Genomic DNA, 15503 nt, shown 5'->3' on the forward strand with positions numbered 1-15503 from the left:
GCTTCCGCATCGCGACCTTCACCGTCGCGATGCGCTGAAACGCTCCGGCCGAAAGTCCGCCAGCAGTGGATGGCGGCGTCCGGTGGCGATCTCGTCCGCCAGCAGTTCGCCGGCAATCAGGCCGAGGGTGGCACCGCTATGGCTGAAGGCAACGAAATAACCAGGGATTGACGGCAACTCGCCGAAGACCGGCTCACCATCGCCCGGAATGGGCTTCGGACCGACCCCATAATCTTCGATCTCCAGTTGCGGATTGCCTTCGAGAACCCTTGAGGCCTCGCGCAGCAGCCCCTCCAGCGTCGATTGCCTGACATCATAGCTGCCGTCGGGCTTCACGCTCACCTCTTCCTCGGACCAGGCGGAATCGAGCGCGAAGCCGCCGCCGGGCGTCGGGCGGATGGCAATGCGAGGTGTGTTGAGCACCGCCTTCAGCGGATGGCGGAGCGGCTTGGTCCTGACGAGAAGCGCAATAGGCGTTGCATCGCCGATATGCTGGCCGACCTCAGCCACGATCGCGGGAACGTCACCGCCCGCAGCAAGCAGCACGGCATCCGCATCGCGGCGCATGCCGTCGGCCGTGATCACGCCACGGGCACGCCCGCCTTCGATATCGACCGTCGCGCGACCGGCGTCCGTGACGATCTCGCCGCCCAGCGTGCGGAATTCTTCCGTAAGCGTGCCGATCAAGGACGGAAGATCGACCCAGCCCTCCCCGGGATTGAAGATCGCGCCTTGCGGCGTCACGGCGCTTGCGTCGACACCCGGCGTCGTCGCGGCAATCCTTGCCGGGGCGAGCCATTGCGCGTGATAGCCGAGATCGCGCTCATAGTCGAAGATCTCGGCGATCTCGTTGCTACCATCGTCCGCATCCCAGGTCAGGCCGCCGTCGAAGCGCAGCCACGGCGCATTGGGATATCGGGCGGCCAGCGTGCGATACCGATCTATGCCGGCCAGACGCAGCCGGTGATAGGCATCGGCGCGTTTACGCGCCGAGTTGAGCCAGGCAAGCGAACGGCCGGAGGCGCCGTTGGCAAGCGGACCGTCGTTAATGAGCACGGTGCGGACCCCGAGCCGCGCCAGATGGACTGATGTCGAGACGCCAAAGATCCCGCCACCGATGACGACGACCTTCAAGGGTTTGGTGGAAGCATTCATGTCGATAACCTTGTTTTCTGCTCTTGCTACAGCGGGTGAAATCCGGCGCAGCCGGTGTGAGGACGACCGGGGCACCATGCGTTGCCTCGGGCGCTTCAGAGAACTTCCGCAAGGAAGCGCTTCAGCCGCTCGCTTCGGGGATTGTCGAAGATCTGCTTCGGGCAGCCGGCCTCGACGATGCGGCCCTCATCCATGAAGACGACCTGGTCGGCCACCCTGCGCGCAAATCCCATCTCATGCGTCACCACGGCCATCGTCATGCCCTGGCGGCCGAGGGCGGCCATCAGGTCGAGCACGCCCTTCACCAGTTCGGGATCGAGCGCACTCGTCACTTCGTCAAACAGCATGACCTCCGGATCCATGGCCAGCGCGCGTGCGATGGCGACGCGCTGTTGTTGCCCACCCGACAGACCTGCGGGCCGATGATCCTTACGCCCTGCAAGACCGACATCGGCCAGACGTGCCTCGGCGATGCGCCGCGCCTCCTGCCTCGGCATCTTCTTGATCTTGGTCAGCGAAAGCATGACGTTCTCGAGTGCCGTGTGGTCGGGAAACAGGTTGAAGTGCTGGAACACCATCCCCACCCGCCGGCGCAGCCTCTCCGGCTTCATCGCCAGGATGCTCTCGCCATCGAGCAGGATGTCACCACCCTTCGGTTCGACAAGCCTGTTCATGCAGCGCAGCAGCGTCGATTTGCCCGAGCCGGAAGGGCCGATGATGCAGGTGACGGTACCGGCGGCGATGTCGAGATCGACCCCCTTCAGCACGTCGAGATCGCCATAGGCCATGGTGAGGTCCCGGATGTTCAGGGCGCCGCCTTTGAAGCGCGGCGTACTCTCCTCCGCCGCCTTGGCTGTGGGACCTGGGCCGGTGGCGGCCTGCAGCTCGCTCACCTCGATTAATCCGCTCGCAGCACCCGAGCCGCGACCTTGTTTTCCGAGCCGCAGTCTCGCATCGATATAATTGACGAAGTGGGTCAGCGGCACCGTGATGACGAGGTAGAAGACGCCCGCCAGCAACAAGGGCGAAAGATTGCCCGTGACGACAGCCTGATCCTGCCCGACACGGAATATCTCCCGCTCGGAGGCGAGCAATCCCAGGAAGTAGACAAGGCTGGAATCCTTGACGTTTCCGATGAATTGATTGACCAGCGCCGGCAGAACGCGCCTGATGCCTTGCGGGATGACGATCAGGCGCATGCCCTGCCCGTGGCTCATGCTGAGCGCCCGGCAGGCTTCCATCTGGCCGCGCTCGACGCTTTGAATGCCCGATCGGAAGATTTCGCCGATATAGGCTCCGGCAATCAGGCTGAGCGCCAGGATGCCGAGCGGAAATGGCGATGGACCGAAGATCTCACGCCCGATCCGGGCAAAACCCTGGCCGATGATCAGGATCGTGACGATCGCCGGCAGCCCGCGGAAAACATCGGTGTAGATGCGTGCCGGCAGCCGCAGCCAGCGTGACTGCGAGATGCCCATCACGGCGAGAGTCATGCCGATGACGACACCGAGTACGGTCGAGGCGGCGGCCAGGATCAGCGTATTCTTCAGGCCGACGCTGATCATGCTCGGCAGAACTTCCGCCATGGCATCCCAGTCCAGGAAGCTGCGGCGCAGATTTTCAAGCCAGTTCATTCAGATCCCCATGAATTCGTGCTCGGCGCAGACGCCGCCGTCCGGCAGAGCCTTGGTAAGCCGCCCGCCATGAGCGGGCGGCTTGCGGCGTCACTTCTTGGGAAGATACTGTTCCGGCATCGGTGAGCCGGGGAACCATTTTTCATAAAGGGTCTTCCAGGTACCGTCCTGCATCGCATCGTGAAGCGCGCCGTCCAGCGCCGTGCGAAAGGCATCATTTCCCTTTCGGACCACGAAGCCAGCAGGCGCATCGAAGGACGGGATATTCACGGCAACCTTCAGAGCGGGATAGCGCTCGCCATATTGCTTGGCGGCCTCGTAGTCGAGAAAATGCGCATCGACCGTTCCGTTGTTGAGCGCGGCCACGGCAGAATTGTTGTCGGGGAATTTCACCAGATCAGTCCCCCCGAAATTCTTGGCTGCATAGACTTCCTGCAAGGTCCCCTGCACGACGCCGAGACGCTTGCCCTTGAGGCCATCGGCATCCTTGATACCGGCATCCGGGGTCAGGACAGAGAGATAACCGGCAAGATAGCCGTCGGAAAAATCGACGGTCTTCTTGCGGGCTTCGGTTGTCCCGATCGCCGCAACGGCAACGTCGAACCGTTCATTTGCGACCGACGGCAGGAGTGCTGAAAATTCCTGGCCCGTGAACGTCACCTTGTCTTTTTGAAAGCCGAGGCGGGAGACGACGTTGAGAAACAGCTCGATATCGAAACCGGTGAACTGGCCGTCCGCCGTCGCAAACGTATAGGGCTTGGAATCGCCCATCGTCCCGACGCTGATCACCCCGGGCTCGATGAGGTTATAGGGATTGTCGGCGGCGGCCGCAGAGCCTGCGCCCATCGCAAGAAGGCATGTCAAAAGGCCAGCCCGCAATGGGGCGAGGGTGGCCACGAATGATTCAAAAGGTTTCATGTTCGTTCTCCGCTCTGAAAGGAATGCTCTTGTCGGCATCGTCGGGTCGCCCTGCCCCACCGCACATTGCGATAGAGATTTCTGGACAAGATACCGGTCTCCTGTATAAAGAGACCGGTCTCACAACATATTTGATATCCGTCAATTGACCGGTCGTCAACAACTCTTGTAGTCCTCGGCTCATGGAAGATTCCGCTCATTCGAAACGTGCAGTTACGGTCGCCGACGTCGCCAAGGCCGCAAAGGTTTCGAAGGCGACGGCCGCCCGTGTGCTCGGCGGCTACGGCGTGGTCAGCGCCAAGATCACAGATCAGGTCATGGCGGCGGCCGCCGCCCTCGAATACCGCCCGAACGAGCTCGCCCGGAGCATGAGCACCGGAAGGTCCGGCATCATCGGGGTCGTGGTCGGCGATATCGAGAACGCTTTCTTCAGTCTGGCGGTACGCGGCATCAGCGACGCGGCCCGTCTTGCTGGATTCAACGTCATCATCGCGAATTCGGGCGAAGAGCTCGATGCGGAAAAATCGGCCGTCGACCTCCTGATCGGCAAACGTGTCGATGGCCTGATCGTCACTCCAGCCCGCTGCGACAGCATCGAACATCTGCGGCACGTCCGCCGCGCCGGCGTGCCGCTGGTCCTGTTCGACCGGGCCATCCCGGAACTCGATGTCGACGCCGTGACCGGCGACGACCGGGATGCGGCCATCACCGCGACCCGCTATCTGATCGCGCAAGGACATCGCCGCCTCGCCTACGTCTCTGCCATGGATGCCGAGGATGGTGGGCTCACCGATATCGGGCGGATCTCGAATTCCGCCGTCCGCGAACGCGTGGAGGGTTTTGTCAGCGTCCTGACCGAGGCGGGTTTGCCGAACCCTCTTCATTATATCAGGCTCGGCGCCACGAACCATCAACAGACGGACAGCGTGATCAAACGCCTGCTCTCGGAGGGATCGCCGCCAACGGCACTGCTGGCTTCAGACAGCCTCGTCGGCTTGCGCATCTTCAAGTCGCTGCAGTCGCTTGGCCTGTCGATCCCCAAGGACGTCTCGATGATTTCGTTTCTCGACGCCGACTGGACCAGCGTTACCGTTCCGCCGATCACCATCGTCGACCAACGCGTCTATGAGATGGGCAAGCTCGCCGGCGAGCGGCTCATCGCCCGCATCGAACGCGCCCCGCTTGCCGTCGAACGCCTGCGCGTCAGCACGAGCCTCGTCGTGCGCGGCTCCGTCGCAACTATCGACCGGTGAGAACTATGGAGTTGGCCATACCTGCATCGCTTGCGAAGCAGCGAGTAGTACCGCATTGCGATTGGTCACGAATGCCCATGGCCGCCGATTTGATATTACATGGGGCTGCTGTTGTCTTTGCCTGAGCAACGTTATTTAATACCGGAAATACTCGCTGTGGGATTTTCAGAAAGATCATGCTCCAGTCAAAAGACGCTTCATCTGAGCTGATAGATTTGATCTATGGAAGTCTATTCGGTGAGTGCGATTGGCAGGATTTTCTGGATCGCGTGGCGCAAACTTCGCCAAATGGAAAGGCCGCCCTCCATTACCACGATCTGGCCTCGCCTGTGGCCCATGTTCCTTACGTATCGGGGTTCTCGAGGACCGAGGTCGACCAGTTCAGCAGCCACTTTGCCGCTGTGAACCCCTGGATTCCGAGATTGAGCTTTGTGCCCGTCGGTCAGGGTGTCTGCGGAGACGAAATCTTTCCACGCAAGGACTTGCTCAAATCGGAATTCTACAATGATTGGCTGAAGGGACAGGCCCAATGCGAGACGAGCATTGGTGTCTCCATCATTCGGGAGGAAACCCGCACCTTCGTCCTATCGACCTGCACGTCGTCAGCAGACCCCGATTTCAACAAAGAAGCAGCCGGGCGCTACACGATACTCGCTCCCCATTTGAAAAGGGCTTTCGATTTCATCCGGAAGCGCGATCTGCTCGCCCCGGAAAGACAGACAACGCAAACGCTGTTTGATAGCATCGGCGTCGGACTGATCTACGTTTCGGAGCATGGGCGAGCACGCCAATGGAATAAGAGCGCAGAAGCCTTAATGGCGGCTGGCTTTCCTATGCATGTCGCCCCAAGCGGCAAGCTCGAACTTCAATGCGAGAAGTCGACTGCCGTTCTCGATTTCCTGACGTCAAGAAAGGGTGTGCAAACAAGGCCGCATACGGCGATCGCAAAGGGGAAGGACAAGGCTAGTTATCGGATCACACTCCTTCGGCTCCAGTCCGATGCATTCACCGAGTTCTTGGAGGGGCCGACTGTGGCCGTCATTGTCGAGCCGATGGTGGCCACGCCACTCAATGAGCGGCGAGACTTCTTAATGGAATCCTACAAACTGACTGCGACGGAGATTCGGATCGCCTCAAGCATTGCCTCCGGCCATTCTCCAAAGGAGGTGGCCATAGCCGATCACATCAGCTACGAAACGGTCAGAACCCACCTCAGAAACATCTATTCCAAGCTCGGGGTAAACTCCCGGGTTGGTTTGGTCGCGCTGCTCATGCGCTGACGATAGACTTGCAATTCGTCTCCTACCGCCCGCATGGCTCATATTGCGAACGGGTTAATACGACCTAGCAAGTCTGGAACACGGCTAGTGTTACCGTGGGCCTATACCGCAAAGCTCGAACCCGCAGCCCAGTAGAACCGCCTGGGCTTCACTCGCCGTAGATGGCAATTCCAATGGTGGCAGTGGCGACGTAAACGCAGAATCCAACGGCTACCCCAGCAAAAAACCCAGCAGCCAAGCTCGTCCTTTTGGTGATAACGATTGCGGCAGCTAGTGGTCCAAGCAGCAAACCGAGCGCTTGCACAACACCTAGCGCTCCATAGTTCATATTGTGAACTGACTGCTGGACAACATAAATCCAGACGAATATGCCGCCGAAGACGATTAAGCCTGCACCGGCTCCCAAAATCCAGCCATGCCGTCTCCACACATTCCGTAATTCCCAAAGAGCGGGAGGCAGCGCAAACGCCCACGGTATAAGATCAGTTATTGTCCACATTTACGAAACTTCACAAGTTTCTAGTCTGTGAACTAACCGTTCGAAGACGTGGCCTGGGAACACCGTCTACACTAGTCATAGAGCTCGCCGTGACCAATCTGCTCCCTGGCAGGCGCATCGCTGATTGAGGGGTCGTCGGCCGGATCTGGCTCTCTCTTGTTGGCATCGCTCAGAAACTGCGCGGCCTTAAGGAGTGCCGCGGTTATCTCCTCGGTGCCCCATCCGGCTTCATTGGCGGCTGCAATCAGCCTTTCCAACGCGTCGCGCGCGGCTACGGTCGCCTCTTCGAAGCGCTTCGCGGGAGATTCGGTCTTCGGCGGTGGAAAGGTCATCGGCGTTCCCTCCATAGGTCCGGCTATTGTGGATGAACGCGGCCCAGCGGAAATGGATGCACGACCATGCTGATTTAACAAACCGATGCCCTGCCCCGCCATACCGGCTACGACTGGCGACGTCTTTCCGCCTCAGATGACCGTTTTCAACAGAAACGGAGAGCGCTCCAACGGACGCTGGGCGAGGATTCTCAGCATCGCCGGGCCTTGTATGCCGGAAGTCGTGCAAGAGTGGCCGTCGTGATAGACCACCGTCATGACGCGGCTCAGACTATCGTATCTGATCTCTGCGATCGTCCGGGTGTGAACCGGAAAGATGAATTCATGGGGTTGAGATTCCTCCCCCGAAGTGTTCAAGCTCATTGCGATGCCCCAACGAAAAAGCAATTTTGGCTCGACCCTGCCCTGGTCTGAGCCTAACTGCGCCAATCAAGCACATATTGCTGCGACGGTCGCGTGACATCAGCGTGACACGCAGAATCAGCCGTCAATGCAATGTCCCACGGATCTCGTGTGCGAGAGCGGTTTGCGACCAGCATTCAACCGTGCGCGCCAGCGATCGAACGGCTTCGTCCACATTGAAAACCACGTCCCCGAGCCGCTCGATCTCATAATCGAGCTCATAGACCTCGACTTCGTCGAGGTCGTCACTCTGCAGCAGTCGCCTCATTGCTTCGACGAGGCGCTCAGTGCGCCCAACGACATCAAGAGCGCTGCGTATGATGATATCCAACATGAATGTCCCCTCGCTTCGATAACGAAGCGTCGGCCATAATCGTGACGCTGACAATCCTGAAATCTTGTCAGACGCGGCCTCGGATCATGTCGTAGAGATCCCTCAACTCACGCAGTGCGGGTTGGGGCCGATGGCGCGGTAGTGCGGCGCGACGTCCGGCGAATGCGAGCGCGCCGGCGATCACCGCGACGAGGAGGAGCGTCGAGGCCGGGTAGAGCTTCACCGCCGCTTCCGTCTGACGCATTGCTCTCCCGGCACTTCCTTTTGCCGACCGGGCAGCATCGAGGACTTGATCCTGAAGCGCGCCGATCTGCTTTCGCAGCACGCTCAGTTCTTCGCCCAGGTCATGATCAGGCTGCCGGGGAACGCCGACGGAGGCTGTGTTCGTATCGATGACGGCTTTCGGAACCGGCTCGCCGATCTTGGCTCCTCTGCTATCGAGGGTCGTCGTCTCAGTGCTCTTGCGGCGCGGCATGATCATTTCTCCTTCCTAGAGCATGACGCCGAAAAATGTCAGCGATTTTCGGGCGACATCATGCTCTAACTAACGAATTTAAAACAGGATTCAGACTAGCCAACCGGGCCTAAAGTCATCCTGTCTAGTCATCGTCGAGGGCGAAGACCGGCCGGTAGTGGCGCTCGGCGATCAGCAAGCTCCTGTCGGGCCGGATGATGTAGATCTCCTCAACCTGGCGTCCCCATTGATCTGTGAAATCATGCGGGAAGGAAGAACCCACGGGCGATTTCGTCAACTTCGTGCGAGGCTGGCCATTATACGTGATGCTGCCGGGAATGGGGGCCAGTCCCGCCGACGAATAACTGCCTGCGCTGGTCGTGCAGCCGGTCAGCACAACGGCAAAAACCAGCCCAAATCCTATGCTCCGCTTCATCGAGCCCTCCAGCTGCTTCGTCTTTCGCGCGGCACTCGTTTTCATCGTCAATGTAACAGGGGACGACAGACATTGTTCCAGAACATGCGAATAAGTCCTGGAGCTATCCTTCTGGCTGTCGCAACCATTTTGGGCGCACCGGTCTTCGCGTGTGCCGGAGCGGTGGAACCACCAGATGTTTTCACCGTCATTCTCTCCGTCTCACCACGGACCGTCGTTGGGCCACCGCCCATAAACATCCGGAGCCCGCCGATCACGATCCTTATTACCATGTCGAGGTGGTCGAGAAGGAGCGAGGTTCGCCGCCATGGCAATTCAAACGGCTTGCCGCGCTCGTTGTCGTAACGGCAGACGCGTTGGACAGGAACCGCCTGAGACGAAAAGCCAGGACCTATTTTTACAAGGACATCGAATTCCGGATCGCCTACGGGCCTGGCGCGCGCAACCTGTCATGCGGCAGGAGGCCGGCGTTTGCCGCACGATAATTCTTGAATGCGTTGGCGCCGCTGACAATATGCACCCATGAACGTCAGTGCATACTGAAAAGACGCGCGGCGCTGTAGGCGCGCGGATATGGTCACAGGAACGGGCCGCATCGACGAGGGAGTGTGAACAAAAGGGAGGTTCGGCCATGTTGGCAAGACCAGCAGGATATGTAGGGGCCACAATCGCTGCTCTGTGGGCGGCCCGCCAAGTCAGCCGACTTTATTCCCTCACTGAACCGTTTGGTCCTGAGTTCCTGAATGTTGCGAGAAATCTCGGCATTTTTATTCTGCCGGCGTTCGTTCTGCTCCTGGCGGGGCCTTTCAGGATGTGGTTCGACAGGTTTGCGCCACTCTATCCTTTGGTGCTCGGAGCCGGAGTCCTCAACATCTATCTTCAAGACGATGCGCTGGCTGCCGGTCTGCCGCTGATCGTGCTCGTCTACCCCTTCCTGGTCATCTTTTCGCTCGCCTATTTGTTGCGCGGGCGAGTGTCGCAGGCATAGGGACACTGGAAGGTGGCATTCAGCCGGACTGGCCGTTTCCGCGGGCGTTCGAAATGCGCACTAAATCCAGTCGAACACTTCCCGGTTTGGCATCCGATTCGAAGGGTTGCAAGAATCGAGGAAATACACTTTCTGTGTAGCGGATGAGTCGAAACGCTACCCCTGCTAGAGAAAATGCTGCCGCCCGTCGCCGGCGGAAGGATGACTATATTTTTTCAGTCCGAGCGTTCCGGCTGATCCTAACTGCACCACCCCCAAATTAGCTGACCAGATGAAAGCCGTGATATCCAGCGGCGCTCTTCGTGTCCCCCGCCTTTCCGATCTGAGAGTGGAAGGTGGCACATCTGGGAATTTCGAAATCCTCGCATCTATTTTCTACATAAGGACATCTCCATGAAGCATATGCGTAATCTCCACCTGATGATGGCAAGCACCGCGTTTCTGACGTTGGCCGGCCCGGCGCTTGCCCTTGATGGCACCGACATGATGAAGAAGCTCAATGCCGCAACCAGTGCCGGCGGTACGGTCATCACCTTCGAGAAGGCGGAAGCCGATGGCGACACGGTAACGGCGACCGGTGTCCAGGTAGGATCTTCGAGCCTGCCCGGCGATACTTTGAAGATCGGCGATCTCACCTTCGAGGGTGTTGAGGAAATCGAAGGCGGTGGCTATCACGCCAAGACCGTCTCCTTCCCGGATATCGATATCAGCCAGGAGGAAGGACGTTTTTCCACAAAGGAGATCCAGATCACCGGCCTCACGATCCCCGCCAATGCGACGGGCGATACGCTGAACGACATCCTCCTCTATGAAACGGTCAGCACCGGACCGATCGCTCTCAACATCAAGGGCAAGGACGTGCTTGCGATCGAGAGCATCGAGTCGAACCTGGGACGCCAGGATGGCGGCTTTTCCTATGACGCCAATGTCGCCGGTCTCAAGGCCGACCTGTCGCAGGTCGAGGATGCGAATGCGAAGGAGGCCATCGAGAAACTGGGCCTGACGACGCTCGACGGCACGGTGACGATGAAGGGCATCTGGGAAATCGAAAGCGGCAAGGTCGCTGTCGACGAATATGCTTTCGACTTCAAGAATATCGGCCGGCTGAATTTCGCCGTCGACTTCTCCGGTTACACGCTGGGCTTCATCAAGTCGCTGCAGGAGGCGGTGAAGACCGCCGAGGCCAATCCGAACAAGGAAGAGGCCAACCAGGCCGTGGGCCTTGCGATGTTGGGGCTGATGCAGCAGCTGACGATCAACAGTGCCTCGATCCGCTTCGACGATGCCTCGATCACCAAGAAGGCGCTCGATTATGCCGGCTCGCAGCAGGGCGTCACGGGCGACCAGCTGGCGCAATCGCTGAAAGGTCTCGTGCCGATGATGATGGCACAGCTCAACATGCCCGAGCTGCAAAACCAGGTGTCGGCTGCCGTCAACGCCTATCTCGACGGACCGAAAAGCCTGACAATCAGCGCCGCACCGGAAAAGCCGGTTCCCGTCCCGATGATCATCGGCGCGGCCATGGGCGCACCGAACACCATTCCTTCCGTGCTCGGCGTCAAGGTCACGGCGAACGACTAACGAATAGCAGAGACGCTTCACGAAGCGCCGGCTGCCGGAGGCGGGTTTTGCCGACCTGCCTCTGGAACCCCTGGGAAAGCCGAGCAACGTCCAACTAAAACTCGTCGCTGCGACGCTTCACGGCGTGCTTCAACGCCACCATATGCCTTCGCCGCTCCAGCATATAATCGGCATATCCGACGCAGATGAACAGCAATGTCGGACCGGCGTAGATGATGATGAGAGCCAATGCGATAAGAATGAATGCGCTCGTCATGGTCTTGTTTTCCATCAATATTGGTCGCCGCAACTGAAGCGGCGAAAGCGGACAGGTCCTCATCTCGGCAATGCCTGTCCCTATTCCTTCAAAATTCGCCGGCTTCCTATTCGTTCCCTCCTCGATCGATTTCCACATGCGCGACGAGCCCGATCGAACGACAATGACGAAGCTGATGGCCGCCCGGCATCGGTCACTCCCGCGGCCTTTCCTCCCGCATTGCCGCCGTCACGCTCTTCAGCAGCGGGCTCGACATCAGATCCGCGAGCAAAACCGATAGCTTCGGCTTCCAGTTCGGATAGCTGTCGCTGGTGCCTGGCACATTGGTTGGCCTTTTTTCGTCGGTGAGATCGGCGAGACGGATCGCGGCGAGAAGCGAGGGCGTTCTGGCGATGAAGCGATAGGCGCTGACGGTGAATTCCCTCAGCGTCTCCTCGCTTGCCCGCGCTTGGGAAAGCCTGGCCGGCAGGTCGAGGCCGGCAGCCTTCAGCGCCGCTTTCAGGTTCCTCCGCTCGCGCTTGCGGTCTTCGAGATGTGCCTCGGTGAGATCGGGCGGCACGATGCCGTGCTCGCACCGGGCCTGAATGTCGGCGCCGCGCCACCAGCCGGCAAGGGTCTGGTGGTCGTGCGTCGAAATGCAGGCCAAAGCCAGGACTGGATAGACGTCCGCCGGCTTGAAGCCCTTCTCATCCTGTTCATAGGAAAGGATGCGGTAGGAGAGAATGTGGGCCGCGGCCAGGTCGTCCTGCAATCCCTTGGGGATCAGTCCCAGGTCTTCTCCGATGACGAGGCACCGATGCTCGGCGGATACGTCGGCGAGGATCTGCAGCAACCGATCCTGTGGATAGCGGACATAGGCGCCGCCGTCCGGCCTGCTGCCCAATGGCACCAGGAAGAGGCGGCGAAGCGCTGCGGCGTGGTCGATGCGGATGGCGCCGGCATATCGCATGGCAGCACTTAGCATACGCCGGAAAGGCGACATCTCTCCTGCGGCGATCGCGGAAGGCAGGTATCCGGCAAGGTGCCAGTCCTGCCCATCTATGGCGAAGGGATCAGGAGGGCTGCCGATCGTGGCCTTGGAGACATAGATATCCGGCTCACTCCATGTCGCCGAGCCATCGACGGCCTCCCCGACGGCAAGATCGAGATAGAGCCCGATCCGCAGGCCGGCCTTCCCGGCCCGGTCCGCCGCCTGCATCAGCTGGCGGTGGGCGAGCCACTGCAGCCACATGTGGAAGCGGACATCCTCCGCGTGTCCGCGCTCGAATTCGGCGACAGCGGCGCTGTCGAAGCGCTGGAAATCGGCCGGCCACCGTTGCCAGCCGGCGCCTGCCCCGCGCTCGACCATTGAAAGAGAGAGGCATTCGAAAAGCGCGTGCAGCCGCAGGCTGTTACCGCCTTGCGCGATAAAAGCGTCGAAATCGGCCGGATCATAGGTATCGCACTGTCGCCAGGCCGGCCAGAGATCGCGCAGGACCCTAAGCTTGATCTGTGCGACGCCGGCGTAATCGACGAGATCGGTTTGGCGAAGGCGTGCCAATTGCCGTTCGAGTTCCGGACTACAGGCAAAACCCGGTAGCCGGTCAACCGCGATATAGAGCGGATTGAGATGCTGGCGGTTCGATGGCTCATAGGGGCTGCAACGCTCGGGATCGGCGAGAAACGGTGCGTGAAGCGGGGTGAGGCCGATGAAATCACCGCCCAGCGATCCCAGGAGATCCGCCATATCGGCCAGATCCTCGAAGTCTCCTATGCCCCAGTTGCGTCCCGAACGGAGTTCGTAAAGCTGCAGGCTCACACCCCAGACCCGCGTGCTGGAAAAGAACTCCGGCAGAAATGACCTGGCGATCTTCTTAGCCGCCGGCTTAGGCTCCCGCCGCATCGCGCCGGTCTCGTGATCGGCCGCTCCCGGCAAGTCGATCTTCAATGCCGAGAGGATCTTGCGCTTGGTCTCGCCTGATATCGCCACCTCCCGATCGTCGGGACTGGGCCTGGTCGGGCTGATGCCGTGCCGGCGGGCGAGCTTGTCGAGCTCAGCAGATTTCATCGTCCGATCGCCTTCCTGTCAGCAAGCCGTCACGCCTCGCTGATTTTCCAGATCACCGTCCAGGGCGCGAGATTGCCGCCATCGCTACCGCCGAGACGGAAGATCGTCTCGCCGTCGTCCTGCTGCGAGGCGAGCGTCGCCGCCTCGGTACCGAGGTTTGCGCGCAGATGCAGACGCCGGTTTTGCGCCAGGGTCCAATCCACCGCGAGTGCGCTTCCCGCCGAGCGATAGACCGCGTTTCCGGCGCCAGCGCCTTTGAGCAATGGCACGATCCTCCGGTGTCGGAGGTCGAGAAGCGTCCTGTAAAAATCGAAGACATCGGAGGAGGCGAGTTTCGACCAGTCCAACTTGGCAGCCGCGAAGGTCGATGGCGCCGTCGGGTCGAGAAGGTCGTCGGCGTCGAAGCCCGGCAGACGGGAGAGCTCCTCACGACGGCCTTTCCTGACCTTCTCGTTCAGGTCCTCGTCGAAATCGCAGAAGAAGGGGAAAGGTTCTCTGGCGCCCCATTCCTCGCCCATGAACAGCATCGGGATCTCGGGCGCCAGCAGGTAGATCGCAGCGACAGCCTTGACGACATCAGCCGGGCTCGAAGCCAGAACCCGGTCCCCCAGCGCCCTATTGCCGATCTGGTCATGGTTCTGGATGAAGGAGATAAAAGCGGTGGGCGGCAGATGGCCGCTCGGCCTGCCGCGGCTTCCGCCGCGGTAGGGCATATGTTCCCCCTGAAACACGAAACCTTCCGCCAGCGCCCGGCCGAGCTTACCGGCGTCACCGACGTAATCGGCATAGTAGCCGAAGGTTTCGCCCGTAGCAGTGATATGCAGCACATGGTGCACGTCATCGTTCCATTGGGCGGTGAACAACCTCACTTCTCCGTTTTCGTCACGCTTCAGCAGATCGCTGTCGTTTTCCTCGTTTTCGACGATCAGATGGACAAGTCGGTCGCCGGCGGCAGCCTTGACGCGGCGGGCGAGCGCGTGAAGCAGATGCTCGGCGCTGTTGTCCTTGATGGCGTGGACGGCATCGAAGCGGAAACCGTCGAGCCTGAACTCGGTGATCCAATAGATGGCGTTCTGGATGATGAATTCGCGGATCATCTCCGATCCGTCGCCGTCGTAGTTGATGCCGTTGCCCCAGGGCGTCTTGTGGTGCTCGGTAAAGAGCGGCGCATAGGCGGGGATAAAATTGCCGTCAGGTCCGAAGTGATTGTAGACCACGTCCAGGAAAACCGAGATGCCGCGCAGGTGTGCTGCGTCAACCAGCGCCATGAAATCTTCCGGCCGGCCGTAGCTGCTGTCCGGAGCATAGGGAAGCACACCGTCATAGCCCCAGCTGTAACGGCCGGGAAATTCACTAAGCGGCATGATCTGCAGCGCCGTAACGCCCAGCGCTTGCAGATGGTCGAGCCGCTCGATCGCGGCCTTGAAAGTACCCTCCGGCGTGAAGCAGCCGATATGCATCTCGTAGATGACCATCTCTTCCCATGGCCGACCCGTCCAGTCGCTCGTCGTCCAGCGATAGGTGGAAAGGTCGACCACTTCGCTCGGCCCGCGCACATCCTGTGGCTGGAACCGCGAGGCGGGATCGGGAACTTCGGAACCGTCCGGCAGGACAAAGCGATAAAGCGTACCGGTATGGGCTTGCGCGACCGTGCAGCGGTGCCAGCCGTCCTCAGTCGCCTGCATCGGCCACGGATCAGCGCCTTCGATCTTCAACGACACGCTTTCATGCAGGGGAGCCCAGAGGCGGAATAGAATGCCCCCTTCGGTGAATGCCGGTCCGAATGTCATTTTGGTCAAGAGAAAGCCTTCGATGAAATTGGGATGGGATTTGGGTAACTTTTGCGGGAGGAAAAAGTTTCGTCCGCAAGCGGACGCGCGAAAGCGGTCGCTGTCACCAGCATGGCCGCGCCGGTCGCCTCGGCATGTTTACGC

17 protein-coding genes are annotated in these 15503 nt (G+C 60.1%); 5 read left to right on the forward strand and 12 right to left on the reverse strand.

Going from position 1 to position 15503, the window contains the following annotated elements; genetic code table 11:
• Positions 1-18 precede the first annotated feature (18 nt).
• From BS629_RS36715 to BS629_RS36725, 3 genes are all read right to left on the reverse strand, one after another.
• On the reverse strand, positions 19-1155 hold the full coding sequence (locus tag BS629_RS36715; RefSeq protein WP_018245871.1) for an NAD(P)/FAD-dependent oxidoreductase: 1137 nt from the start codon (positions 1153-1155) through the stop codon (positions 19-21).
• Between the two features lie 95 nt (positions 1156-1250).
• On the reverse strand, positions 1251-2789 hold the full coding sequence (locus BS629_RS40275; protein WP_018245872.1) for an amino acid ABC transporter permease/ATP-binding protein: 1539 nt from the start codon (positions 2787-2789) through the stop codon (positions 1251-1253).
• A gap of 90 nt (positions 2790-2879) precedes the next feature.
• Positions 2880-3707 carry an ABC transporter substrate-binding protein gene (locus BS629_RS36725; protein WP_018245873.1) on the reverse strand — a complete coding sequence of 276 codons (828 nt, stop codon included), beginning with the start codon at positions 3705-3707 and terminating at the stop codon, positions 2880-2882.
• Positions 3708-3889: 182 nt separating this feature from the next.
• Here BS629_RS36725 and BS629_RS36730 point away from each other — a divergent pair, with 182 nt between their 5' ends.
• Together BS629_RS36730 and BS629_RS36735 are read left to right on the forward strand one after the other, a co-directional pair.
• Positions 3890-4960: a LacI family DNA-binding transcriptional regulator gene (locus tag BS629_RS36730; protein ID WP_018245874.1), complete on the forward strand. Its 1071-nt coding sequence runs from the start codon at positions 3890-3892 to the stop codon at positions 4958-4960.
• 176 nt (positions 4961-5136) lie between these two features.
• Positions 5137-6240, forward strand: coding sequence for a LuxR C-terminal-related transcriptional regulator (locus BS629_RS36735; protein ID WP_018245875.1), 1104 nt, complete (start codon positions 5137-5139; stop codon positions 6238-6240).
• A 148-nt stretch (positions 6241-6388) separates the two neighbouring features.
• On the opposite strand, the gene BS629_RS36740 is transcribed toward BS629_RS36735, so the two are convergent.
• The 6 genes from BS629_RS36740 to BS629_RS36765 form a co-directional block, all read right to left on the reverse strand.
• A complete protein-coding gene (locus BS629_RS36740) occupies positions 6389-6739 on the reverse strand; it encodes a hypothetical protein (protein WP_018517832.1) in 351 nt (116 codons plus the stop codon).
• Positions 6740-6810: 71 nt separating this feature from the next.
• Positions 6811-7071 (reverse strand): hypothetical protein, encoded by a 261-nt coding sequence (locus tag BS629_RS36745; protein WP_018245877.1) that lies wholly within the window; start codon positions 7069-7071, stop codon positions 6811-6813.
• A gap of 132 nt (positions 7072-7203) precedes the next feature.
• The gene (locus BS629_RS40415; protein ID WP_026188714.1) at positions 7204-7434 is read right to left on the reverse strand and encodes a hypothetical protein; all 231 of its coding nucleotides are present in this window, start codon (positions 7432-7434) and stop codon (positions 7204-7206) included.
• 124 nt (positions 7435-7558) lie between these two features.
• The gene (locus BS629_RS36755; protein WP_018245879.1) at positions 7559-7807 is read right to left on the reverse strand and encodes a hypothetical protein; all 249 of its coding nucleotides are present in this window, start codon (positions 7805-7807) and stop codon (positions 7559-7561) included.
• Between the two features lie 67 nt (positions 7808-7874).
• Positions 7875-8282 carry a hypothetical protein gene (locus tag BS629_RS36760; RefSeq protein ID WP_026188715.1) on the reverse strand — a complete coding sequence of 136 codons (408 nt, stop codon included), beginning with the start codon at positions 8280-8282 and terminating at the stop codon, positions 7875-7877.
• Positions 8283-8406: 124 nt separating this feature from the next.
• Entirely contained in the window at positions 8407-8697 is a 291-nt protein-coding gene (locus BS629_RS36765; RefSeq protein WP_026188716.1) for a hypothetical protein, read from the reverse strand.
• Between the two features lie 149 nt (positions 8698-8846).
• Here BS629_RS36765 and BS629_RS36770 point away from each other — a divergent pair, with 149 nt between their 5' ends.
• From BS629_RS36770 to BS629_RS36780, 3 genes are all read left to right on the forward strand, one after another.
• Positions 8847-9182: a DUF5086 family protein gene (locus tag BS629_RS36770; protein ID WP_245268278.1), complete on the forward strand. Its 336-nt coding sequence runs from the start codon at positions 8847-8849 to the stop codon at positions 9180-9182.
• Positions 9183-9328: 146 nt separating this feature from the next.
• Complete coding sequence (locus tag BS629_RS36775; protein ID WP_020493437.1) at positions 9329-9685, forward strand: hypothetical protein; 357 nt, start codon at positions 9329-9331, stop codon at positions 9683-9685.
• Positions 9686-10078: 393 nt separating this feature from the next.
• A complete protein-coding gene (locus BS629_RS36780; protein ID WP_018245882.1) occupies positions 10079-11266 on the forward strand; it encodes a hypothetical protein in 1188 nt (395 codons plus the stop codon).
• Positions 11267-11360: 94 nt separating this feature from the next.
• Here BS629_RS36780 and BS629_RS39450 read toward each other — a convergent pair whose 3' ends face one another.
• The 3 genes from BS629_RS39450 to treZ form a co-directional block, all read right to left on the reverse strand.
• Positions 11361-11522 carry a hypothetical protein gene (locus BS629_RS39450; protein WP_012755472.1) on the reverse strand — a complete coding sequence of 54 codons (162 nt, stop codon included), beginning with the start codon at positions 11520-11522 and terminating at the stop codon, positions 11361-11363.
• A 193-nt stretch (positions 11523-11715) separates the two neighbouring features.
• Complete coding sequence (gene malQ / locus BS629_RS36785) at positions 11716-13569, reverse strand: 4-alpha-glucanotransferase (RefSeq protein ID WP_018245884.1); 1854 nt, start codon at positions 13567-13569, stop codon at positions 11716-11718.
• A gap of 29 nt (positions 13570-13598) precedes the next feature.
• A complete protein-coding gene (gene treZ, locus BS629_RS36790; protein ID WP_245268283.1) occupies positions 13599-15359 on the reverse strand; it encodes a malto-oligosyltrehalose trehalohydrolase in 1761 nt (586 codons plus the stop codon).
• Between the last annotated feature and the right edge of the window lie 144 nt (positions 15360-15503).

The organism is Rhizobium leguminosarum bv. viciae USDA 2370 (assembly GCF_002008365.1).
Classification (GTDB): Bacteria; Pseudomonadota; Alphaproteobacteria; order Rhizobiales; family Rhizobiaceae; genus Rhizobium; species Rhizobium leguminosarum.